At 42.2% G+C, this 22,423-nt stretch carries 20 protein-coding genes and 3 tRNA genes; 10 read left to right on the top strand and 13 right to left on the bottom strand.

Annotated features, from left to right (window positions below):
• The 6 genes from Q0R37_RS05245 to Q0R37_RS05270 all read right to left on the bottom strand — a co-directional run.
• The coding region (locus Q0R37_RS05245) for an Ig-like domain-containing protein (protein ID WP_294752196.1) at window positions 1–1,011 on the bottom strand (1,011 nt) is incomplete at its 3' end.
• A gap of 598 nt (window positions 1,012–1,609) precedes the next feature.
• On the bottom strand, window positions 1,610–3,496 hold the full coding sequence (locus Q0R37_RS05250; protein WP_294752197.1) for a hypothetical protein: 1,887 nt from the start codon (window positions 3,494–3,496) through the stop codon (window positions 1,610–1,612).
• Window positions 3,497–3,693: 197 nt separating this feature from the next.
• A complete protein-coding gene (locus Q0R37_RS05255; RefSeq protein ID WP_294752199.1) occupies window positions 3,694–4,506 on the bottom strand; it encodes an SH3 domain-containing protein in 813 nt (270 codons plus the stop codon).
• A gap of 117 nt (window positions 4,507–4,623) precedes the next feature.
• Complete coding sequence (locus tag Q0R37_RS05260; RefSeq protein WP_294752202.1) at window positions 4,624–5,157, bottom strand: hypothetical protein; 534 nt, start codon at window positions 5,155–5,157, stop codon at window positions 4,624–4,626.
• Between the two features lie 33 nt (window positions 5,158–5,190).
• On the bottom strand, window positions 5,191–5,556 hold the full coding sequence (locus tag Q0R37_RS05265; protein WP_294752204.1) for a hypothetical protein: 366 nt from the start codon (window positions 5,554–5,556) through the stop codon (window positions 5,191–5,193).
• Window positions 5,557–5,664: 108 nt separating this feature from the next.
• On the bottom strand, window positions 5,665–6,351 hold the full coding sequence (locus Q0R37_RS05270; RefSeq protein ID WP_294752205.1) for a response regulator transcription factor: 687 nt from the start codon (window positions 6,349–6,351) through the stop codon (window positions 5,665–5,667).
• Between the two features lie 94 nt (window positions 6,352–6,445).
• Here Q0R37_RS05270 and Q0R37_RS05275 point away from each other — a divergent pair, with 94 nt between their 5' ends.
• Window positions 6,446–7,972 carry an ATP-binding protein gene (locus tag Q0R37_RS05275; RefSeq protein ID WP_294752207.1) on the top strand — a complete coding sequence of 509 codons (1,527 nt, stop codon included), beginning with the start codon at window positions 6,446–6,448 and terminating at the stop codon, window positions 7,970–7,972.
• 328 nt (window positions 7,973–8,300) lie between these two features.
• On the opposite strand, the gene Q0R37_RS15625 is transcribed toward Q0R37_RS05275, so the two are convergent.
• Entirely contained in the window at window positions 8,301–8,786 is a 486-nt protein-coding gene (locus Q0R37_RS15625; protein WP_366517397.1) for a TraX family protein, read from the bottom strand.
• On the opposite strand from Q0R37_RS15625, the gene Q0R37_RS05280 reads away from it, so the two are divergent.
• On the top strand, window positions 8,757–9,731 hold the full coding sequence (locus tag Q0R37_RS05280) for a DUF4238 domain-containing protein (protein WP_294752209.1): 975 nt from the start codon (window positions 8,757–8,759) through the stop codon (window positions 9,729–9,731). The two genes, Q0R37_RS15625 and Q0R37_RS05280, sit on opposite strands and share 30 nt — an antisense overlap.
• Window positions 9,732–9,786: 55 nt before the next feature.
• Here Q0R37_RS05280 and Q0R37_RS05285 read toward each other — a convergent pair whose 3' ends face one another.
• From Q0R37_RS05285 to Q0R37_RS05295, 3 genes are read right to left on the bottom strand one after another with little or no spacing between them, the layout of a single operon-like run.
• Window positions 9,787–10,041: a helix-turn-helix transcriptional regulator gene (locus Q0R37_RS05285; RefSeq protein ID WP_294752211.1), complete on the bottom strand. Its 255-nt coding sequence runs from the start codon at window positions 10,039–10,041 to the stop codon at window positions 9,787–9,789.
• Window positions 10,042–10,075: 34 nt separating this feature from the next.
• Complete coding sequence (locus Q0R37_RS05290; RefSeq protein ID WP_294752213.1) at window positions 10,076–10,270, bottom strand: hypothetical protein; 195 nt, start codon at window positions 10,268–10,270, stop codon at window positions 10,076–10,078.
• 14 nt (window positions 10,271–10,284) lie between these two features.
• Window positions 10,285–10,491, bottom strand: a complete 207-nt coding sequence (locus Q0R37_RS05295; RefSeq protein WP_294752215.1) for a hypothetical protein — start codon at window positions 10,489–10,491, stop codon at window positions 10,285–10,287.
• A gap of 142 nt (window positions 10,492–10,633) precedes the next feature.
• Here Q0R37_RS05295 and Q0R37_RS05300 point away from each other — a divergent pair, with 142 nt between their 5' ends.
• The 3 genes from Q0R37_RS05300 (at window position 10,634) to Q0R37_RS05310 (ending at window position 13,227) form a co-directional block, all read left to right on the top strand.
• A complete protein-coding gene (locus tag Q0R37_RS05300) occupies window positions 10,634–11,323 on the top strand; it encodes a hypothetical protein (protein ID WP_294752217.1) in 690 nt (229 codons plus the stop codon).
• Between the two features lie 178 nt (window positions 11,324–11,501).
• Entirely contained in the window at window positions 11,502–12,200 is a 699-nt protein-coding gene (locus Q0R37_RS05305; RefSeq protein WP_366517398.1) for a recombinase family protein, read from the top strand.
• 130 nt (window positions 12,201–12,330) lie between these two features.
• Complete coding sequence (locus tag Q0R37_RS05310) at window positions 12,331–13,227, top strand: hypothetical protein (RefSeq protein WP_294752221.1); 897 nt, start codon at window positions 12,331–12,333, stop codon at window positions 13,225–13,227.
• Window positions 13,228–13,994: 767 nt separating this feature from the next.
• Here the strand turns inward: Q0R37_RS05310 and Q0R37_RS05315 are convergent.
• The 3 genes from Q0R37_RS05315 to Q0R37_RS05325 form a co-directional block, all read right to left on the bottom strand.
• Window positions 13,995–14,070: transfer RNA gene (locus Q0R37_RS05315), tRNA-His, on the bottom strand.
• A gap of 59 nt (window positions 14,071–14,129) precedes the next feature.
• A tRNA-Arg gene (locus Q0R37_RS05320) sits at window positions 14,130–14,206 on the bottom strand.
• A gap of 34 nt (window positions 14,207–14,240) precedes the next feature.
• A tRNA-Gly gene (locus tag Q0R37_RS05325) sits at window positions 14,241–14,314 on the bottom strand.
• 646 nt (window positions 14,315–14,960) lie between these two features.
• On the opposite strand from Q0R37_RS05325, the gene Q0R37_RS05330 reads away from it, so the two are divergent.
• Genes Q0R37_RS05330 through Q0R37_RS05350 form a run of 5 tightly spaced genes read left to right on the top strand, consistent with a single transcriptional unit; the run spans window position 14,961 to window position 22,235 of the window.
• Entirely contained in the window at window positions 14,961–15,848 is an 888-nt protein-coding gene (locus tag Q0R37_RS05330) for a sugar ABC transporter permease (protein WP_294752223.1), read from the top strand.
• Window positions 15,848–16,753: a carbohydrate ABC transporter permease gene (locus tag Q0R37_RS05335; RefSeq protein WP_294752225.1), complete on the top strand. Its 906-nt coding sequence runs from the start codon at window positions 15,848–15,850 to the stop codon at window positions 16,751–16,753. Before Q0R37_RS05330 ends, Q0R37_RS05335 begins: the two co-directional genes overlap by 1 nt.
• A gap of 53 nt (window positions 16,754–16,806) precedes the next feature.
• Window positions 16,807–18,540, top strand: coding sequence for a biotin/lipoyl-binding protein (locus tag Q0R37_RS05340; RefSeq protein ID WP_294752227.1), 1,734 nt, complete (start codon window positions 16,807–16,809; stop codon window positions 18,538–18,540).
• 15 nt (window positions 18,541–18,555) lie between these two features.
• Window positions 18,556–19,731: an ABC transporter permease gene (locus tag Q0R37_RS05345; protein WP_294752230.1), complete on the top strand. Its 1,176-nt coding sequence runs from the start codon at window positions 18,556–18,558 to the stop codon at window positions 19,729–19,731.
• A gap of 26 nt (window positions 19,732–19,757) precedes the next feature.
• The gene (locus Q0R37_RS05350) at window positions 19,758–22,235 is read left to right on the top strand and encodes an extracellular solute-binding protein (protein WP_294752232.1); all 2,478 of its coding nucleotides are present in this window, start codon (window positions 19,758–19,760) and stop codon (window positions 22,233–22,235) included.
• Window positions 22,236–22,423: the final 188 nt, after the last annotated feature.

The following is a 22,423-nucleotide window of genomic DNA, read 5'->3' on the forward strand; positions in this document are numbered from 1 at the left end:
GTATCCCTCGGAAGGGGTAACAGTTGCTGTCCAGCCGTATCCCCACCAGCCCCAGTTGGCTAAGTATGCTGAGCTGCCTCCTGCTGAATAACTGAATGAAACATTTGCAACGTTTTCTTTGCTGAAGCTGGCTTGTTCTTTACCAGTTGCCGTTATTGTGGTCAGAAGTTCTTCAGTCTGTGTCTGTGCCGCGTTCACCGTAACATCACAGCTTGCCTTCTTCTCACTGTCCGCATTACTTGTGGCGGTGACGGTTGCGCTGCCAGCCGAAATGCCCTTGGCGTAAACGGTCAGGGTTTCGGTGGCATCCGCGCCGACCTCGGTGGTGCAGGCCTCATCGGTATACAGCTTCACCGCGCTCGCGTCGGTTCCGCCAACGCTCCACTTCACGGTCTTGTCTGTTGCACCGTCAGGTGAAACCGTTGCGGTGAGTGTCTCATTGCCGCCTACTGTAAGTTCAGTGGAGGTCTTGTTGAGTTCTACACCTGTGACGGCAGTGGCGGCACTGGAGGCATACCCATACACCTCAATTGATGTTACGCCATCCATATCCCCTCTTGTATCTTCTTTGATATACCACATGTCAGAATCAAAATGTATCTCAAATGGTGCCTCGGTATCCGTGATAGGATTTTTGCTATTTTGGATGAATACGCATTTGGTGATAGTGTATCCTTCTTTCGCTGTAACAGACAGTTCATCGAACCACAACCATCCATACTTAGAATCGTAATCCCTAACGTTTGTGGCTGTAACACTAACTACTCCACTGGTAGTTTCACTGTAGGTAGAGCTACCTCCGAAAGTGAGGGTAGTCAGCAGTGTTTCGGTTTTGCCAACGGTAACATTGCCAATTAATGCGCCTGAATCAGTATTGTTGGGCGGTGCCGCCTTCGCCGTAATAGCCGAGCCGCCGAAAAGTCCGCCTTTTCCTGCTGTCTGTGTCAGCGGAGCCGCCACAAGAGTGAATGCAAGCACGAATGCCGCTGTTTTCTTCCATGAGTTTTTCATAAGTCATATCCTCCTTATTTTTGATAAAATAAAAAGCGCCTCCACGAGGACAGAATTATCCCATAGAGTACGCTTTATAGCTTTGTTCAGTCGTAAGGACGCAATTAGCCTTAGCTGTTATGTTAAGTTCTGTTCTTAGTTTATCAGCCCATTGCATAATTGTCAACCCTTTTTCCATATAATGTCGCAGAAAATCCATATTGCTTTATAAACTATCTATATGTAGTATTTTAACACATTTTTAACGCAAATGCATTAATTTTTTGTAAACTAATTACACTTTTTGTTGACTCAATTCCAAAATATACTATTTGTACGTTTGGTAGCTTGTTTGATACCTCTGCTTTGGATATTGCCTTAGTTAAGGCTTCTATATTATCCGCAACGTATTTGATTTCAAAAAATATTATAAAAACGCTTGACAATGCGTTGTAGTTGTGGTATAACATTAAGACAATGCGGATATGGCGGAATTGGCAGATGCGTATGGTTCAGCTTGCGCTATGATAGTGTAAAAAATATCGGTCTCACGATTAAGTGAGACCGTTTTTGTTTATATATGTTGTAATAGCTAAACTGCGATATATATCTTGTATTATTATTCCTCTTCTTTCCTGCGGAGCTTTACTGATGCGATAACCGCTCCCACACCCAGAAGCGTAACAGCGGAAGCTCCAGCCAATGTGCCTGCAAGTGCAAGTGAATTAACGCCTGTCTGTGGGAGATTGACTGCGCTGCCGTCGGAGAATTTCTCACCGACGCCTGTATCAGGATCAACTGTATATGCGTCAAAATCTTCGCCTTTTTCATCTGTGAATACAACAGTTACGGAACCGCCTGCGTTAGTCATTGAATGGGTATCGGCAGGTTTGATGCCTGTTTTTTCTTCATAATCCTTTGCTGCCATTTCCTGAAGCTCATCTTTTGAATATTTGTGCTCGGGCTCTATATAGCGGACAAAATGTTCTGAACCGTCCTGACCTGTGTAGAGGTCATTGAGAGGTGTCTGTGAAGTTGCTTCAAAGCCTGTATAGAACGCATCATTTTCGTCATAGAGATTGAACCATGTCTGTCTGCTGCCATTAGGATAGCCGATATCTTCAACTTTAACAGTACCGTACATTACTCTTCCGTCAACGAAAACAAGAGTAAATGAACCGTCGTTTCTTATAACAAGCTGTCTTGGATAAAGTGTATCAACTTCGTCCCATGTGCCTGCTATCTCTGAAACATCATGTCTTTCGGTTTCATAGAAATCGCCGAATTCATAGCTTTCGATATGCCATTTGCCGCTTTCGCATCTGAGTTTGGCTCTGCCAACACCGAAGAGTTGATCGCCCTTATTGGCTGTAGCTGTGCAGTAGTCCATAGCAGGATCTGTAATGGTAACACCGTTCTCTGTATGGAACTGATAGAAAGAACGCGGTATGAATTGTACATAGAGTGAACCGTCCTTCTCAATGAAATAGCCATCAATGTATCTGATAAAAACTTCTTTTGCTTCACCTGTGAAATTATCTGCAGTAAATGCATATAGATCAGCTACAGAATTAAAACGGCTGTCAGTTACCTTTACATAACCATTTACTTTTCCGTCATCGGTAGTATAAGCAGGACTTGCACCGGTTAATGCCATAATTACATTGAAGTTTTCCATAACTCTTATAGCACCCTTAGTCTTATCCTCTTTATCAAATGATACACTCTCGTTCTTGCTATCAGTCTTTCCGCCTTCTGCCTGCTCCTGATGAGCATCAGCATTTGTATCGGTGTTTCTGCGTCTGAGAGTGAAATCTCCTGCCTTCAATTCATTGACTGTTCCGTCGTCAGTCTTTGGGAAGCCTATCCATGCCATTCCGCTTGCATTATAGAAATTGTACCATTTGCCGTCGCTGTTTTCGCTGAACATCTCGTTTCCGATCTTGATAAAGCCCTGCTCTGTTGAGTTATTGGGATATGTCACGGTATAGGTACCGTTTGCGCTGATATCAAAAACTCTGCCGTCTCCGTTCAGTTCTTCCCATTCGCCTGCTATTGCGGAAAAGTCAACGTTTACTGATAAGAGCTGCTCCATTCCGCCGTTTCCGATGAGATATGCATTGGGGTTGTTCTGCTGACAGTAGCAGCCGATAAAGAACTTATCCCCCTCATAGAATGCAAAGAACGGAACTCTGTACTCTCCCCCGAATGTATCATAATCCACCTTTACAGTACCCGAATGAGTATTGCCGTCAAGGTCTGTATATGTGTATGTGCCGTCTTCATTTACTTTTATAATACCGTTATCAACTGCGCAGACGTCCACGTTTTTGTTTTCAGCAGCAAGCTGATACCTCCACTGACCAACAATGTTCCTGATGTCTGTTTCATCATAAGAAGTCTCTGCTGCGACTGATACGGCTGCGGTGTCTGCTGCATAAACTGCTGCTGTGGGTGCTGCTGCGAGCATTGCAAGAACTGCGAGACAAGAAATCATTTTTTTCATAAAAACTACCTCATTCCTTTTTAAAATTGTTTTGTTTCGGCGCTTTGCCTTTACTGTAATCATATAATAGCATAGTTTTTCGGTCATGTGCGCAGAATTACAAATCTGTAATTTAATTACAATACTGTAATCGCGTATACAAAAAAGGAACGGTCACAGACTGTCCCTTTTAAGGAGTATAAGCTGAAATGCTGTTTTTACTTTATTCTGACTATCTGAGACATACCGCCGTTGCCTGTCATATACACATCGGAATGGCTTTCGTGACAATAGCAGCCGATAAAGAACTGATCGCCCTCATAGAACGCAAAGAACGGAACTCTGTAATCTCCGCCTAATGTATCATAATCCACCTTTACCGTGCCTGAATGAGTATTGCCGTCAAGATCGGTATAGATGTATGTGCCGTCTGATTTTATATCGATAGTGCCGTTGTCAGTTGCTCCCGCTGTAATATTCTTACCTTCGGGAGCTATTTGATACTTCCACTGTCCCACAAGCTCGCTTATGTCAGTAATTAATTCCTGTGTATTTTCCTGCGGCTCATAATCTTGTATCTCCTTGATATAGTCTGCGCTTACATAACCCGATTTGCCGTTATAGCTTGTGCAGTACCAACCGGCTTTTCCGCATGAGTAAATATCTATCTGAGTTTTGTCGGGGATTGCAGCGATTATATCTGCTGTGGGGAAAGGCTCGTTTCTGAGGTTGAGAACGTCCCCCTGAGTATCAACATATGCGCCGAATAATCGGTCTTCCTCTTTCAGAACGAGAGTGCTGTTTGTTTCATCATTAGCAGATGTATCGTTTTTTGTGGTATCCTTTGACTTTTCTGCCACCTTTGCAGCTGTTGTTGTCTTTTCATCTTTTGATGTTTCTGCTGCAGTTGTTGTCACAGCTGCCTTTGTGGTAACTGTATTGTCAGAAGTTCCGCCGTTTTCTGTGCTTCCGCATGATACCATAGAAGCTAACATTGTAAGTATTGCCAGACAAGAAATCATTTTTTTCATAATAATAACCTCATTCCTTAAAAATATCTTTGTTTCGGCGTTGTGCCTTTACTGTGATTATATAATAGCACATTATTTCGGACTTGTGTGCGGAATTACAAATTTGTAATCGCTTTTTCAGCAGCTTGTGAATAACATTCCGTCAGCCACATTTCCATAGTAGTCGTGCCACAGGAGATTTGCGTCATTATCGGTGTAGAACATGGCGCTGCCGTTATTATAAATTTCCGTATTTGTGCTCTGACCTTCCTCGGTATATAAATAATGCACGTTTACTCCCGTACCGTTGCATACAAGGGCGTCATTCTCTGCGTCGTATGTACAGATGTATGTCCATATGCTGCCCTCTGCCGCACTGGAGCTCCACTTTACTTCTGCTCTGTATGTCCCGTCACCATTGTTGCTGATACTGATATAGCATCTTCCGCAGCTCCAGTTACCCATGAATCTCTTGACTGCTGCTAAGGTAGCGTCAGGCTCTCCTGTTGCGTCACCGTCGGCTAATCCGAATACTGATGAGCTGCTGTCAAATTCCGAAACCAGTGCAGGAGACATATTTTCACGGGCTGTAAGACGGAAGCTCTCCCACAGAGTACCGTCCGCTCTATAGAAGCAGTACCAGATATTTGTGACATCGTCGTCGCCGAGCACCTGACGCTCTATCTCGATATTGCCGTATTCGCTTCAGCCGCCGCGATATGCGAGCCTGTATGTTCCGTCACCGTCAATGGTAAGCGCACGGGTATCGAGGACGTTTTCCTCATACCATACACCTGCTATCTGCATATGATCGGTCTTGGTAACAGATGAAGCTACGGTGTTTTCTTCAGATACAGCTGTTGTGCTGGTATCGCTGCTTTCAGTTTTTTTATTGTCAACTTTTGCAGAAGTAGTTGATGTGTTTTCAGCAGTAGTAACTGCTGTGGTTGTTACTATAGCCTTTGTTGTAGTTTTGTTGTTATCAGAGGTTATACCGCTGTCTGTTTTTCCGCAGCCTGTTATTGCTGTAAGTATGCCTGCCATTGCAATGATAATAAAAGTCTTTTTCATAATTATTCTCCTTTTCAAAAATATTAAGGTCTCTGCCGACAATGCCATTATAGCATTGCAAACAGAGACCATGTTGCAAAATTACAGATTTGTAATCTGAAAACAATTTTAGAATATGACACGTCTGAGAACGTACTCGCCCTCCGATGTGGCAGCTATCTCATATGTACTCATATCATCCATATTCAAATGCTTTTTCAGACGGGAAATATTGACTCTTATAGTATTTTTGCTATCCTCCACGTCGCAGCCGTATATAGTCTTGTATATATCATGATAGCTTATACGCGAGCCTATCTGCGAGGCGAGCATATAGAGTATCTGAAGTTCACGCTGAGGCAATGAGTATTCATTTCCATCAAGTGTGGCTGCTCCTGCAAAAAGATCAACTGTAAGTTCGGGCAGCTCTATCTTCGGGTGCTGAGGAGACTGCTTTACATTGCGGCGGAGCTGTGCTTCTATACGCGCCTTTAATACGTTCAGGTCGTATGGCTTTGTTATATAGTCGTCGCCGCCGCTGCGGAAGCCCATAATAACGCTGTCGTTCTCGTCACGGGCTGTAAGGAATATCACGGGAGCCTGTGTTTTCTGCCGCAATATCTTGCAGAAGTCCATTCCGTCGCCGTCGGGCAGCATAACGTCAAGGAGCACAAGGTCGGGAACGCACTCCTCCAGCATAAACGATGCGGTCTGCACCGAATCCGCACAGTGTACGGTATAGCCTTCGTTTTCAAGGAATGTTCTGTTGATACGCATGATGTCTGAATCGTCTTCTACTAATAATATGTGTGACATAATGTTTTCCCCCTGTGATTACAATTTCGTAATTCTGTTCACTTATTGAAAAAAATATGGTATAATGTATTCAACACCATAAAGGAGTGATAAAATGAAAAAGGAAATCTCCAAAAGCCGCGCTTTGCGAAGACGGCTCCTTAGTGTTCTGCTGATATGCCTTATTACTATAATGATAATATTTGTTTCTGTCTTTGATATCGTATATAAACGCTCGACTAATATAGTCACTTCGCATACGTCCAAGATCGCAAGCAATACCGTTGATACTACCGCTCATGGCTTCTATCAGGTCACGCTTGGAAATTTGCAGTCATCTCTCGAAAGCTTCGGAACTAACATATGTACAGTACTCGGCTCTTTGCAAGATATACCTGATATAGATCAGGAGCTTGTTCTTAAAACGCATATGATTGATTTTTTTGAAATAGATACTTCATATGAGTTTAATGATGTTATTGGTTTTACTTATTCTAACGGTGAATTTCACAGTATACCTTCCGAGCCTGAGTGTGACCGTATGATCCAGCAAGCCGTCGAAGCAATGGATAAAGAATATGCAAAAGAACCTTCCTTTTACGGTATGGGAAATACACTTCAGAGAAAAATTGAACAATATACCGAAATAAGCACAGGAATATATACTCTGGAAGGTCAGGGATTTATCTGCGCATGGGATCATCTGATAAATCACAATGTTGGATATGATGATATATGCTACGGTATAATTCTGTTCAACCAGAATCATTATAAAGACCTTATCAATGAGATCGCAGCTGAGCAGACTGACTCTCTGTTAGGTGAAATGAATGATCTTTTCCAGAGGTCAATATATATCATGGTCGCGGTTATTTCGGGAGTGCTTATATTGTTTATCGTGATTTCGGTCATTCTCTCAAAAAAACTGTCAGATCCTATCGTTACTGAGCATGATATGCTGGTAAAGGTAAACGAGATGAAGACCACTTTCCTATCAGACGCTTCCCACGAGCTAAAAACTCCTCTTGCGACTATGTCGGGATATGCTCAGAATGCGGAAATGGAGCTCGCAAACGGCGGCGATACGGCTGCCGTACAAGAAAAGCTGAAACGTATCTCCTCGGAAGCCAACCGTATGGCTCTTATGGTAACGCAGATACTGGACGCTACCCGAATCGAGGAAGGACGAATGGTTCTTGAGCCTGCTCCCTGCGATATAGACAGCCTTGTGCGCGAGACAGTTGAGACCTATTTTGCCGTGCTCAATAAGAACAACAACAGGCTCGCAATTCGTATCCCTCTTGAATTGCCTAAAGTAAATGCTGACAGTTCAAGATTACAGCGTGTTTTCGTAAATCTTGTCTCCAATGCCTTAAAGCATACCAAAAACGGTACTATACTTATCAAAGCAGAGGAGAAAGGAAACTTCATAAAAGTAACCGTAAAGGATACAGGAAGCGGTATCTCCGCAGAGGATATGCCTCATATCTGGGATCGATACTACAAGGGTAAACACTCCGAAACAGGCACTGGACTTGGTCTTTATATATGCAAGTTCATAATCGAGTCCCACGGCGGTAAGATATGGGCAGAAAGTGAAGTGGGCAAAGGAACATCGTTTATGTTCACGCTACCTGTATAATAAATACTTTTACATTATACCATAATTCTAGCAAAAAAGCCAGTGTTTTTTACTCTGAATCTAATAATTAGCTAATATAACCAATCAGCACTTCTCTCTGCCATTCTTCCATATTACATAGGTATAATATTGATGCTTGATAATGTGAAAAACAAAGTATCCCCACTTCTTAACGAGTGGGGATACTTTGTTTAAATAAAAGATACAAGACTTTTTTCAAAAAAAGCTTGACAAACTCACCTATTTGTGATAAAATATTATGGTACTGTGGAGTTACTGATTATTCAGTCCGCCCGGTTAGTCTGAGCCGTGTAAAATTTATCAGGCATTATGCGGATATGGCGGAATTGGCAGACGCGTATGGTTCAGCTTGCGTTACGACAGTGTAAAAAATAACCGTTCTCACGATGTGGGAACGGTTTTTTGTTTGGCGCTTTATATAGTATACAGGCTGACTTATGACAGCAAACAATAATAATCTGAAAAAGTATTTCTTCTTATCATGGGTATGCCTGAACCCCTCTGCAAGGAAGAAGCACATAATGGGAGCCGTTGTTTTTCCGACAAGATGCATGATATAATGCAGAGCTGTACCGGCTGGAAGAAAAGTATATGCAATATGGTCTAAGGTCATAGCTATTATAGCTATGACCTTTATTTGTGTAGCGCTATAATAGCACAAAACTCCCTGAGAGATAGATCTCTTGGGGAGCTTTTTTATACTCAAAATGGACTTGCAGAAGGCTTTTACTTGTGATATACTTATCCATAGGGAGGGATTTCCATGAATAAGAATGAACCTGTAAGACACCATTATGTTTCTCGTTTCCTTTTAAAGCCGTTCTGCTTTGAAGGTACAAAGTTCAATTATTACGATAAGGAGTCAGGAATAACGTCTGTTAAGGACATTAAGGATATATTTGTTGAAAGCAATTTCTATCGTGATGATATAAACAATGAAAGTGAGCCTATGAAGCTTGAAAAAGACCTTGCTCGCTTTGAAGGCGAGATATCATCAATAATACGTAAATTTCACACTGGTTATGAGATAGTTGTTACAGACGAAGAGTATGAAAAATTGCAGTTATTCTTTGCAGTTATGCAATATAGAGGAAGAAAAATAAAAAATGAATTCAGTGAAGATGTCACTGACGAATTTACTGAGTTTTATTCAAATTATCAGAAAGATCAGAATTTCAACGATTTCTGGAAACGTAATCTTGGATATATTGTTAATTGTCGTTCTATTAAAGATGTTATAAATCATCCAAATATAGACACTCCTATGAAGCTTTTTCTCAAAAGAGATACTATAGGCTTGTTATATTCATACTATGTTGTTATCGAGAGACGTGGTAAGGAAGATTTTATTGTCAACGAAAATTATTTTTGTCAGATTGAAGGGCAGCTTTCGTCAAAATTCCACATGACACTCTTTAATTATTATCCCATCTCTCCGCAAAGAATGATTATCAGAGTATGCAATGGTGTTCAGAATGCCCCTAAAAATGTTTCTGGTTTTAAAAAGGAAATTTTAAGAATACCTCACCTTATTGAAAACACCAATTCAATCAAGTTTATCGTAAAGAAAATATATGAAGATGATGTAAAAAGGATTAATTCTGATTTTTATAATGATACCCGTGAAGGTATCGCTTTCTGTAACAAAGCAAATGTTTCTCTTGAAGATTATCCTAAAATTAACAAGGCACGTGATGATTATAACGCATTTTTAGTTGAGCAGAATCGCAAACTATAAAATGTGCTATTATAGCACAAAATGCCCTCTCCTGTCATTGGGAGAGGGCTTATTTTTATGTATGTTCTTCTGCGGTAAATAAATCTTCAATAGAGCAACCGAGGGCATTAGAAAGCTTTAAAGCAACACCAAGGGTAATGTTTTCTATGGTACATCTGCCGCTTTCGTAGTCACCAATTCTTCCTTGAGAACAGCCAACAATTTCTGCGAGCTGTCCTTGTGTGAGTTTTTTTGCCTTCCTGATTTCTTTAAGATTATTGCTGATTATTCTCATAATTCTTCCCTTTCTGTGCTTATTTGAAGATATCATTATTATATCTCAATACTGTGATAATGTCAAGTTATTAATATGTACTTTGAAGATAATTGCACATCTCCTTGACATTTGAAACAATAACATTTCGGGAAACGGCTTCACACAGGTATTTCTTAGCCGTTTTAAGATCTACGTTATAGTCGTTCATGATTTCATTCAAGTAAAAATCGATTATATCATTGATTTCGGCTGTTGTGCCTTTCCATTCATCATGCCATTTCATTATAACCGCCCCTTTCAAGTTAACAGGAAGCCATTACTCAGGCTTATTCTTCCAAAGTAGTATTCAGCTGCACCTTTATCGACAAGCAGCTTTGCGTATATGTTTATCTGCTCAAAGGTCATTTGTAGCGATAGCTCCTGTAAAGTAGCTGCGGAAGGAATGTCACACTTCGGCAAGCTCTGGAGCTTTCTGATAAGACTGTCAAATAAACGCTTCTTCATAGTGTATTCCTTTCTCTCCGTATAGCCGATAAGGCAGCTTATAATGTGGTCGTTCAAGTTCGGGATTTATCAAATTCTAATGCAACTGCGACAGCTGCTTCGAACGAAACACCCTTTTGCAACTGTTAAACATCGTATAACTTTGTGCTGTTCAGCGCCAGTAGGAAATGATTTAAAGGAATTTGCATTCAAAAATAAAATATTATACGATGATAATGGATTAGAATGCTTTCCTGTTTCATCAAATGCAACAGCCCCCTTTTCAGCAGATTATTCTTTTTGGGAACCTATAGATGTAAGCTATTGTCCTAAAGAATATTCGACAACAATTATGGGGGGATTCTTCTTTAATAACTCATATTATAAAGAATATTATTGTTGTAAAAATGGGATAAAATATCAATCATTCATAGGTTTTTATTCAACTGAATGTGCACTCTCCCAATTGCCTGTAAATCAGAAAAAAAGTATTACTTTCACTCCGAAAGTTGATCCATTAGAAACATATAAATTTAGGCTTCTCGGACATGATATAACAGTTTCACCTGACATTCTTTCAAGTCATATTGTAGCGACTCCACAGATTTCTGAACAGGAAAAGTATATTGCAGAACTTGAAAAGAAAAACGCGGAACTTACAGCCGAGATAGAACGATTAAAGCAGAATCCAAGCTCTATGCAAGATGATATTATGCGCCTTGACGCTAATGGAGATGGATTCGTAAATGCTGTTGACGCTTCAATAGTATTAGCCATATATGCTAACAACAGTACAAATAAAACTCCAATAACAAAACTGAGTGAATACTTTAATATTATAAATGGAACATAAGGTTATACCACATAGTCCCCCCATACACAATGGGGGGATTTTTGTGCTATTATAGCACAATTTCTGTACCAATTTTAACGTATTGTGAGATTGTATTAAAAGCATATTGACTTTTCTGAAAAATGGTGTTATAATATAGTAGTAAAAATATCGTTCGTTAAATTTGATACGATTGGAGATGATATATGTGGTATTCGGATATTGCCGTATATCAAAGCCAACACAGAATATAGAGCGACAAGAAAGGAATATCCTTTCTTCTTTTCCAAATGCCAAAATCTATAAGGAAATCTATACGGGTATAGTTCTAAGTCGTCAGGAATGGCAGAAGCTGATAAAGAAGGTTCGCAAGGGAGATACTATCGTATTTGATAGTGTATCGCGCATGAGCCGTAATGCAAGTGAGGGAATAGAGCAGTACATGGAGCTGCTTGACAGGGGCATAGAGCTTGTGTTCCTCAGGGAGCCGTATGTCAATACCATTAATTACAAGCAAGCTCTGAGCGGCGGTGTAGAGCTTGTAGGCAACGATATAGCCGATGTTTATATCGAAGCTACAAACAAGGTCTTGAAGCTGCTCGCTGCAAAGCAAATAGAGCTTGCATTTGAGCAGTCCGAAAAAGAGGTAATGGATATACGGCAGCGAACCAAAGAAGGTATCGAAACAGCCCGGCTGAATGGCAAACAAATCGGCTGCATAAAAGGTAGCAAGCTGCATATAAAAAAAGAAGCTCCTGCAAAGGAATTGATCAGGAAGCATTGTAAAACCTTTGGCGGTACTCTGAATGATATAGAGTGTATCAAACTGGCTAATTTAAGCCGAAATACATATTATAAGTACAAGCGAGAGATAAAGGAAGATCTGACCAAAGAATAAATTGTGCTATAATAGCACAATTTTACTCCTGTGTCAAAAAAGCTGATTTATTGCATTTCCTTTTCTCCAGTATGACAATTGACATTAAATAGAATATATGATATTCTAAAGAAAAATGAGGAGGTACATTATGAAAAAAGCATTATTTACAACAATTGCATTAGCAACAGTATTAAGTCTGAGCTCCTGCGGAGACAATTCAACACACACAGCTGAGATCTCAGGTAAAGACAAACCTCAGACTACAACGGAAGCAGTAACACTTGCAGATGAGCTTACTGAAGTAGATGTTTTTGAAAACTGTGAGATACATATTGATGACGCATACGAACACTGTTATCCCAACAATCTGTATTTCTTTATGACTACTATAACAGACGAAAATGACGTCCTTAAAGATAAAGTTGACTATAAATGTACTATAACAGGCGATTGCAATAAAATCGTCGCAGAAGTTACGGTTGATAAAGAAAAATGCAATGAAGCTCTAAAGGACGATAGATTAAAAATTAAATCCGATTCTAAGACGTTTGAAATTGATTTAAATGAAACCAAAACACAGCTTATTCGTAAAGAGCAACTTTCAGAAGAAGTAATTAATACATTAACAGAGCGAATTAATGCAACATGGTATAATAAACCTGATAAAATATATGCCTTGCTCTCGAAAGATGAAACTATATTTTTTAAAGACTTTGAATGCAATAATAGCAAGCATGAGATATGGGAAACAGGGCAATACGGTACACCCGATATAGATAATAAGCTTCCAGAAAGCCAAATTATTGGATTTGTTCCTTACGATGAGGAACATACTCGAATTATAGAATGTAATCCACAATTTAAGGAAGGCAAGTTACTGGATTGGTATCAATGTTCAGATTATAGAGTAAAGCGTGACGATGGACGATATGAAAGTAAACTTATAAATGCCGAAGTCAACGAAGTGTTTGATAGTATGATAGCACAACTTAGAGAAGAAGGATACGAATTTGAAGTCGTAGAAATCCCTGTAATAAGCGAATAAACCGATAAAAATAACCGCCTATGATTAGGCGGTTATTGCTATTTGTAATCAAAAATTGCTCTGTAAAAAATATTTTAAAAAGGGGGTTGACATATATATAAAACAATGATATAATATATTTAGCTAATAAAAAGCACCCCCACAAGGCATAGACAGTTTGGCGACTGACTACGCCTCTTAATCAAACAGATGGCTTCAACATCTGAATGACTTAGTGAGAATGCTATTTACGTGTTGCGGTGTAATGATTACATTACATTATAGCACTTATAATAGAACTTGTCAAGCCTTTCAGTTACGTTGCGGTGTCTGGGAGGCTTGTCTTTTTGCCTTATGGTAAGGCTATTTATTAGTTTCACTTCACAGAAACTTGAAAACTTAATAAGCAAATGCAACTGAGCCGAGCAATCTTGGTCTAACTGGAAGATGACGGACTAATCGCGCCATGACTACCTGCCACACGGTCAATACATTCTTTGCCTTGACGAGATGTCAACGTAAGAAAAGGTACGAGCGCGGACTACAGTAGATGTAAATAATTACTGGTGACTACTGTGGGAACAAGATCAGCGGTTACGGCGAAATAATTACCCGTAAAGTCGCGGAGTAGGTATAGAAGGAAACGACTATATTGAAACGCTTCGGTGCTCATCACACTAAGACAATATACTATATATCTTTTGAGGTTGCATTTATGCGAAATATTATTGAATATAACAAGTACTCAGAACACTTTCTTGCGCTCTGAGTAGTTGTTATATCATTGAGGGTGGGAGATGGGATTCGAACCCACGGTCTTCGGGACCACAATCCGACGCTTTAACCAGCTAAGCTACACCCACCATATAAATAAAAACGAAGCTCTCCATTACTATGGAGTCATATAACGGAGAGTTTCGGAATGGCGCGCCTTGCTGGATTCGAACCAGCGGCTTACTGCTTAGAAGGCAGTTACTCTATCCAGCTGAGTTAAAGGCGCACAGACAAATATAGCAGCTAAAGCTGCTAACAAATGGAGCGGGTGATGGGAATCGAACCCACGTGTTCAGCTTGGAAGGCTGACATTCTACCATTGAACTACACCCGCATGGCGTTTCAACAGAAAATATTGTATCATAACAAGAGGGAAAAGTCAATAGCACAATCGAAAAACAGTCACATTGACTAAAATTTTGCGGCGGTTATACTTGTGCAAAGTCAAAATGCCGATTAACAAAAGAAAGGCGAAATTCCTTTCAAAAAAATGTCACAAAATCGCGTTATGTATCGTCTAATAAATATGAAAGCCAATTTATGCGTTTGCCCGAAAGTGACAATATTGTAATTTAAAAGTCATGTTAATGTCATGTTTATGTTGTATGATAGTAAATACAGTGTTGGAGCAGGAGATCGCTTACGGGAAAAAGCAACAAAAAAAGCTGATAACAAGCGGGATTATCTAACGCGGACATAGTATTTGTCCGATAGCAAGTTAAAAGTGCAACCGAAATATTGACAATGCTTTGTCAATATTGTATTATAATATTGTCACGCTTTTTGCACTGTGCTTCACAGCCGAAAAATCACGGCTGACAAGGCGTCACACAAAAGCGGCGCCGAGGCAATGTAATGTTAAAATAAAAAAATATATCTGAGCCTGCGTCTTTTTGGCTGTTTAAAAACACTAATAAGTGTGGGCTGTTAACAATTATAAAAAATAAGAACAAAAGATGATCTGTGAGGTTGTGTTCAAAATGAAAAACAAAGCCAAGGATCAGTGCGGAAGAAGGGGCGAAAGGATATTCAGCAATATCTGCGTACTTCCGAGCTTTCTGGGCGTAATGCTCTTTTTTCTCGTTCCCTTCTGCATTGTGATATACTATTCTTTAATAAACAACCCCGTACTGAAGGACTTTGTGGGAATTGAGAACTACACAAAGCTTTTCAGCAATGCGGCGTTTATCAAGGCAGCTAAGAATACAGCGTTTTTCTCGCTGGTATCTGTTCCCCTTGCGGTGATACTTTCTCTCGGACTTGCGATGCTCCTTGAAAGGAACATACCCGGAAAGAGCATATTCAGGACATTCTTCCTGAGTCCGCTCATGGTGCCTACAGCTTCGGTAGTCCTTGTATGGCAGGTCCTCTTCCATAACCACGGAACAGTAAACCAGATAATCGAGGCCTGCGGCGGACATTCCATAGACTGGATAAAGTCGGCTTACGGACAGGTAGTTATAATATGTATGTTCCTGTGGAAAAACTTAGGCTACAACATGATACTCTTCATGGCTGCGCTGTGCGCCATACCCCGTGATATAATCGAGGTCGCCGATCTTGAGGGCGCAGGAGCATGGTACAAGTTCATACATATAAAGCTGAGGTATCTTTCGCCGACCATACTTTTCGTGCTGATACTTTCCATGATAAACTCCTTCAAGATATTCCGCGAGGTATATCTCCTGACGGGAAATTATCCGCAGGACAAGCTGTATATGCTTCAGCACTTCATGAACAACACCTTCAACAGCCTTGATTATCAGAAGCTTTCGGCGGCAGCTGTGCTGCTTGCGCTTCTTATGATAGTCATTATGGCGGCTCTCCTCATTGCGGAGAATATCTTCGGAAAGGATGTGGAGAGCTGATGAGAAGAAGCTTATTCGGTATGCGGAACAGGCGGAGGATATTCAACGGCTTCGTGCTTGTATTCATACTGCTTGCGGCACTGATGTTCCTTATGCCGACGGTGCTCACCATTGCCAATTCGTTTATGACGTCCAGTGAGATATCCGCCAATTACGGTGCCATGTTCTCGAATATGACCGAAAAGAAAAAGGTGTTCATCGCTGAAAATGTCAACCTGAAATTCATTCCCGACAAGGTCACATTCGACCAGTACAAGGCGGTGCTGATACAGAATTCGGATTATCTCATGAAGTTCTGGAATTCCGTGATACTCACAGTTCCGATAACAGTGTTCCAGATACTCGTGGCGATACTTGCCTCATACGGCTTTTCGAGATATCCGAGCAAATTCAAGAGCATCATCTTCTTTGCGTATATCATACTCATGATAATGCCCTATCAGGTAACGCTGGTGCCTAATTTCCTTGTTGCGGACAAGCTGAATATGCTCGATACGAGAAAGGCGATCATACTTCCCGCCGTATTCTCGCCGTTCAGCATATTCCTGCTGACAAAGGTGATGCGAAGGATACCGATATCCTACGTTGAAGCCGCAAAGCTCGACGGAGCAAGCGAGCTTAAAATACTGACCAAGATATATATGCCCCTGTGCAAGGGCGCTATAGTATCAATAGCGATGCTTGTTTTCATAGATTACTGGAATATGGTGGAACAGCCTATAGTGCTCATGAAAAACAATGCGCTCCATCCGCTGTCGGTATTTCTCTCAGAGATAAATACGGGAGATATAGGACTTGCCTTCGCGGTGGGAACGGTATATATGATACCCACGGTGCTGATGTTCCTTTACGGTGAGGATTACCTCATAGAGGGAATAACCTATTCGGGCGGCATCAAGGGCTGATACAAAGAGAAATATACATAAACAACAGCTATTCTTTCGTAAGGAGCATAGATATGAACGAAACAAAAGAAGTTAAGGATATACTTGCGGAAAAAGACGAAAAAGAAAAAATGTCTCCCGCAAGGAGAAGAGAGCTGATAAAGACACTCATTATTATATTCCTTTCAATAATGCTCGTGCTCACTTTCTTCTCGAATACGATAATGAACAAGTCCCTTGCCGAGATAACTACCGAGTCGGTAGGCTCGGGAAAGCTTGTTGAGCGCATAAAGCAGACGGGCTATGTCGAGTCCAATCAGAACTATGAGGTAATGATAGACGGCGGCAGGACTATCGAATCCGTAAAGATCAAGTCCGGACAGGAGGTAAAGAAGGGCGACGTTCTTTTCACTGTCAATACTGTCAGCAATGAAGCCCTCGAAACAGCAGAGGAGAACCTTGAGGCTGCAAAGCTGGCCTACGAGAAAAATCTCCTTAAAGTCGAGCCTGCGGATTACACAAAGGACAATCAGAAGATAAGGATACTCCGCGACGAGCTTAACACCCTTATCTCAAAGAGAGACGCCGCAAAGGCAAACGAGGGCAATGTGGCAGCTGCAAAGGAAGCATTCAAGAACAACAGCGCCGAGCAGAAAAAGCTTGAGAATGAGGTCGCAAATATCTCTGAAGCAGTAAGAGCCATAGATGCGGACGATTACTCCGAGGCAAGCATTGAGCTGATAGGCGACCTTGCTTCGCTGTATACAGCCTACAGCAACGCCGAGGGAAAATATACGGCAGCCCGCGAGGCTTATGAAAAAGCAGGCGAGAGCGGCGAGGGTGCAGAACGCGCAAAGGCAGATGCGGACGCTGCGGAAGCAGACAGAAATACCGCAAAGGATGCCTACGAGCAGTCAAAGAAAACTATCCGCGACGGCCTCGTTTCGAGAATGAGCGAAGCCAGCAGCAGGATAGATGAGCTCAAGGCTGCCATAGAGGAGTACAACTCAGAACACAGCGGCGAAAAGGAAGAAAGCTACGAGTCCCTCGCTGAGTCTGTAAAGACCAAGCAGAACGAGCTCGAAGAGGCTATAATCGACCTGGACAAGACAAAGAAAACCAACTCAAAAACAGAGCAGTCAGAGGCTCTCGACCTTCAGGCAGAGAAAAAGGCACTGGACAAGCTTCAGGAAAAGTATGACAAGCTCAAGGCAGACTCTGAGTCCACGGAGATAAAATCGAAATATGACGGCGTTGTGAGCTCGGTAAACGTAAAGCTCGATGAAAAGGTCACCGAGGGAAGTCCCGCAGCTGTAATAGATATCATCGACGAGGGCTACACCATAAGGCTCGAGGATATCGACGCCGAAAAAATAAAGAAGATAAAGGTCGGCGCAGAGGCCGAGATAACGAACAACTACAGAGGCGACGTAAGCGCTGTTCTCAAAGAAATAAAGAACAGCACATCGGGTTCGAGAAAAAAGACTCTTGTATTCTCCGTTACGGGAGAAGTAAATTCCGGAGACAGACTTGAGCTCTCGATACCCTGCGGAAGCGGCACATACGACGCTATAATCCCGAGAAGCGCACTCTGCGGTCCTTTGTCCGAGCCTTACGTGCTTGTTGTCAGCTCAAAGAATACCCCTCTCGGCAACCGCTACTATGCGGAAAAGCTCAGCGTTAACGTGGAAGCTGAGGATGAGATCTCTTATGCAGTTTCAGGCGGCCTCAACAGAGGAGATTACGTTATAACGGCTGCAAGCAAATTAGTTGAACCGGGGGATCAGGTCCGCATGAAGGATAAATAAGGCGGTGCTGACCCTATGAGGAACAGATACAAATTCGGACAGATGATAATTGCGGCTCTTAACGCCGCAGCCATCATCGGAACTGTCATACTTACGGCAGCAGGCGGCAGTGAAGCCGCCTCCCGGAAATACAACTTCACCGCTGAACGCACTGAAAAGGGCAGCAAGTACGATTACGGACAGGTAAGCTGCTTTTTCGGCGATGACGCGGGCTTTGACAGGAATTCCGCTGAGGGCGTGAAAAATCAGGTGTACAGCGCTCTGAAAAATGTTTCGGTCATACCCGAAGAGGGCGAGGAAATGGTCTTTCACGCATACAGCGCCGAAGCGGGAACTGCCGTGATAAACGGCGACAGAAAAGGTCAGAGCGAAGCGAGGGTCACGGCTGTCGGCGGTGATTTCTTCCTGTTCAGAGGCTTCACCCTTCTTGACGGTTCGTTCTTCTCCGACGGCAACTTGCTGAAGGACGGGGCTGTCATCGACAAGGAGCTTGCATGGCGCTTGTACGGCTCTGTGGATATTGCGGGAGAAAAGATATATATATACGGCTCGGAGCTGTATATTTCGGGAGTTATAGATACTCCCTCCGACAAGCTCGAAAAAAAGAGCGTGGACGATACACCGAGAGCCTATATTTCCTATGAAGCTGCGGGGCCGATATTCGGCACTGTTTCTTCGGATACATGGGACGGCGCGGAAGCAAGGCAGCCCGAATTCAGCGAGGTCACCTGCTATGAATGCGTTATTCCCGAACCTGTTGAGCATTTCGCTTATAATACGGTAAAAGGACAATTAGCCGATATGTATAAGGGAAGTATCAGCATTGTAAACAACTCGGAGCGCTTTCTACCTTCAAAGAGGGCAAAGGCTCTGAAAAAGCTTGACCGCTATATCATCAGAAATGATGATATAGTATATCCGTTCTGGGAGAATGCTTCAAGACTGGCAGAGATCAGGCTTTCATTCATTTACGGAGCACGCAGGCTGCTCCTTGCAATACCGCTCATAACTTTTATATGTATGCTTGCATTGGCATATAAATGGTTCAGGCAAAACAAAAAAGCTCTGAGGGACGCCATAGAGAGGTTCTTCTCGTCAAAGATGAGAAAGCTGAGAGAAAAAAACAAAAAGGCGGAAGATATCAGAGAAGAAAGCTCAGAAAAAGAAAGTGAGCAAACAAAAGAAAGTTAATAATAAAAAAGAAAAAGAGGTAATTTATGAAAAAGACAGTTTTTAAAAGAGCAGCTGCGATCGCATCGGCTCTTGCATTAGTGACAGGCTCTGCCGTATCATGCAGCGGCAAGAAGGCGTCGAATCCCACAAAGTCCAACGACGCAAAGCAGCTTATGTCAGGCTCGTACCGTGCAGTGGAAATGGACACGGATATCGGATATGTGGATTCCATGTACAGGGTCGATGAGAACACGATCTTACTGCTCGGATATGATTATGAAAATAAAGAGCAGAAAATATACAAGGCTGACAATGATTTCGCAAATATCGAGGAAATAGAGTTCAATGTGGGCGAAACAGCCGATAATGTCGATGTAAGCATGAATTCTGCGGTATCTTCCGACGGAGATATCTATGTAATGGCTGCATTCACGGATTACGCCGACATAGAGAGACCTGATTTCGATTCTCCCGATTTCGATTACGAAACCTTTGACTTTGAAAAGTATCAGGCGGAGATAGAGGAAAAAGCAAAGTACAGCAATAAGCTCTATGTTCTTGACCTCGACGGAAAGGTCAAGCTCGAAAAGGAGATCACGGGACTTGATGAATACGCCGAGGAGAGCGACGATTATTACGGCAAGATGAACGGCAGCACGGTACAGGTAGGAAATATCATCCCCTGCGGCGGCGGAAAGGCTATAATTTCTGTTTACACAGGCATGGGCGAGACATACCTCAGCCTCGATGCAGACGGAAATATCAAAGAAAAGCTGGATATGCCCGACTTAAGTTATGTTTACGCTATGACACAGATAGATGAAAAGACTCTTGCTGTAAGCGGTGCTTCAGATAACGGCATGAAGATCGTTTTTACGGATATCGAGACCTTGAAGCCTACAGGCGAAGAGCTTAAGGGCGATTACTCAAACGAGGCTTTCAACGGCACTTTCTTTGCGGGAAGCGGAGATTATAAGCTCTATTCGTCAGGCTCAAAGGGACTTTACGGCATAAAGGCTGACGGCTCCAGCGACGAGATCGTAAACTGGCTCGATTCGGACCTCGGCGACGGATATGTAAGATCGCTCATTACTATGGATAACGGCGACTATGTAGTGCTCTACTATGATTATTCTGGCTCAAAGAGTTCAGGCAGCACATTCTACAGACTCACACAGCGTGACGCTTCAGAGCTTGAAAATACAAAGGTCATCACTATCGCATCTCTCAGCGGAGACTGGCAGATAAGAGATCAGGTATCAAAGTTCAACAAGTCACATGACGGTGTGCGCTTCAAGATAGTTGATTACAGCCAGTATGACAGATATGATGAAGAAAAAGAGACATATGTACAGGGCGCGGCAAGCGAGCTCAAGAAGGACATCATCTCGGGCAATGCTCCCGATATGGTATTCGGAAACGATAACGCCCTCACAAAGAGCCTCGGCAGAAAGGGTGTATTCGTTGACCTCTACGAGCTGCTCGACAAGGACTCCGACCTCAAGAAGGAAGACATCATGCCAAATATCCTCAAGGCCTGCGAAGTAAACGGCAAGCTCCTTTCAATTGCGGATTCATTCACACTTGAAACCGTCATCGCAAAGAAGAAGAATTTAGACAAGGACAGATGGAGCGCAGACGAGCTCATCGAAGCATACAACAATCGTCCCGACAAGGATATGCACCTTTACGGAATGGATACAAGAGATTCGGTAATGGAGCTTCTTGTATACACATTCTACAGCCTTATAGACTTTGAAAAGAGCGAATGTCACTTTGACGATCCCGAGTTCAAGAAACTCCTCGGTTTCATGGACAGCTTCGAGCCCGGTCAGGAGTTTGACAACTATGAAGATCCCGAAGCTCAGGCATACTATGAGGAAATGGATAAATACTACGGCAATACGGCATTAAAGAACGACAAGGTGCTTATCACCTCACTTTACATATACGAGCCGCAGGAGCTTGTAACAACTCTCAACGGCGAACTCAAGGGCGAGGATATCAAATTTGTGGGATATCCTTCCGATGAGGGACAGGGCTCTATGATGTCGCTCAGCTCTTCGTTCTCAATTCTCGAAACATCCGAAAACAAGGATCTCTGCTGGGAGCTCATCAAGGGCAACTTCAAGGAGCTGACCGACGAGGATGAAAAGGAAGGCTATTATCGTAACAGCTTCGGTATGTCTGCTTTAAAGAAGAACTTTGAAAGACAGCTCAAGAAGTGCATGAGCAAGCCTTACTACTATGACGAAAACGGCAAGAAGCAGGAGTATGACTATACATACTATGACGATAAGGGCGAAAATGAGATAAAGGTAGATCCTCTTTCTCAGGAGCAGATCGACTTCCTTTCCGATTACATTACAAACACAACAAAGGTAATTGGAGCTTTGGATCCCGATATCGAGTCGATAGTTGAGGAAGAGATCACAGCTTACATAAAGGGCGAAAAGACTGCCGAGGAAGCAGCAAATCTCCTCCAGAGCCGTATCTCGCTCATCCTCAGCGAGCAGAGCTGATAAAACTGTTTGGAAAAATAATTACAACCTCCTTAATAAAGGGCACTGCCGAAGCAAAAGCGGCGGTGCCCTTTTGCTTTGCGCTTTTTATTGGTCAGCAGCTTCTATTGACAAAAAACGTCAGAGATGTTATAATAACCACATTAATATACCTTTAGGGAGATACTGAAATAATGGATAATAAGTAT

The organism is uncultured Ruminococcus sp. (assembly GCF_946415235.1).
Lineage (GTDB): Bacteria > Bacillota > Clostridia > Oscillospirales > Ruminococcaceae > Ruminococcus.

Excerpts from the sequence above, each read along its gene's own strand:
- Q0R37_RS05295 (WP_294752215.1), bottom strand. The coding sequence starts at position 10,491 with ATGAAGAAGCGTTTATTTGACAGTCTTATCAGAAAGCTCCAGAGCTTG.
- Q0R37_RS05275 (WP_294752207.1), top strand. The coding sequence starts at position 6,446 with ATGAAAAAGGAAATCTCCAAAAGCCGCGCTTTGCGAAGACGGCTCCTT.
- Q0R37_RS05350 (WP_294752232.1), top strand. The coding sequence starts at position 19,758 with ATGAAAAAGACAGTTTTTAAAAGAGCAGCTGCGATCGCATCGGCTCTT.
- Q0R37_RS05335 (WP_294752225.1), top strand. The coding sequence starts at position 15,848 with ATGAGAAGAAGCTTATTCGGTATGCGGAACAGGCGGAGGATATTCAAC.
- Q0R37_RS05280 (WP_294752209.1), top strand. The coding sequence starts at position 8,757 with ATGAATAAGAATGAACCTGTAAGACACCATTATGTTTCTCGTTTCCTT.
- Q0R37_RS05345 (WP_294752230.1), top strand. The coding sequence starts at position 18,556 with ATGAGGAACAGATACAAATTCGGACAGATGATAATTGCGGCTCTTAAC.
- Q0R37_RS05250 (WP_294752197.1), bottom strand. The coding sequence starts at position 3,496 with ATGAAAAAAATGATTTCTTGTCTCGCAGTTCTTGCAATGCTCGCAGCA.
- Q0R37_RS05305 (WP_366517398.1), top strand. The coding sequence starts at position 11,502 with ATGATATATGTGGTATTCGGATATTGCCGTATATCAAAGCCAACACAG.
- Q0R37_RS05310 (WP_294752221.1), top strand. The coding sequence starts at position 12,331 with ATGAAAAAAGCATTATTTACAACAATTGCATTAGCAACAGTATTAAGT.
- Q0R37_RS05255 (WP_294752199.1), bottom strand. The coding sequence starts at position 4,506 with ATGAAAAAAATGATTTCTTGTCTGGCAATACTTACAATGTTAGCTTCT.
- Q0R37_RS05340 (WP_294752227.1), top strand. The coding sequence starts at position 16,807 with ATGAACGAAACAAAAGAAGTTAAGGATATACTTGCGGAAAAAGACGAA.
- Q0R37_RS05290 (WP_294752213.1), bottom strand. The coding sequence starts at position 10,270 with ATGAAATGGCATGATGAATGGAAAGGCACAACAGCCGAAATCAATGAT.
- Q0R37_RS05270 (WP_294752205.1), bottom strand. The coding sequence starts at position 6,351 with ATGTCACACATATTATTAGTAGAAGACGATTCAGACATCATGCGTATC.
- Q0R37_RS05285 (WP_294752211.1), bottom strand. The coding sequence starts at position 10,041 with ATGATATCTTCAAATAAGCACAGAAAGGGAAGAATTATGAGAATAATC.
- Q0R37_RS15625 (WP_366517397.1), bottom strand. The coding sequence starts at position 8,786 with ATGGTGTCTTACAGGTTCATTCTTATTCATGGAAATCCCTCCCTATGG.
- Q0R37_RS05265 (WP_294752204.1), bottom strand. The coding sequence starts at position 5,556 with ATGAAAAAGACTTTTATTATCATTGCAATGGCAGGCATACTTACAGCA.
- Q0R37_RS05330 (WP_294752223.1), top strand. The coding sequence starts at position 14,961 with ATGAAAAACAAAGCCAAGGATCAGTGCGGAAGAAGGGGCGAAAGGATA.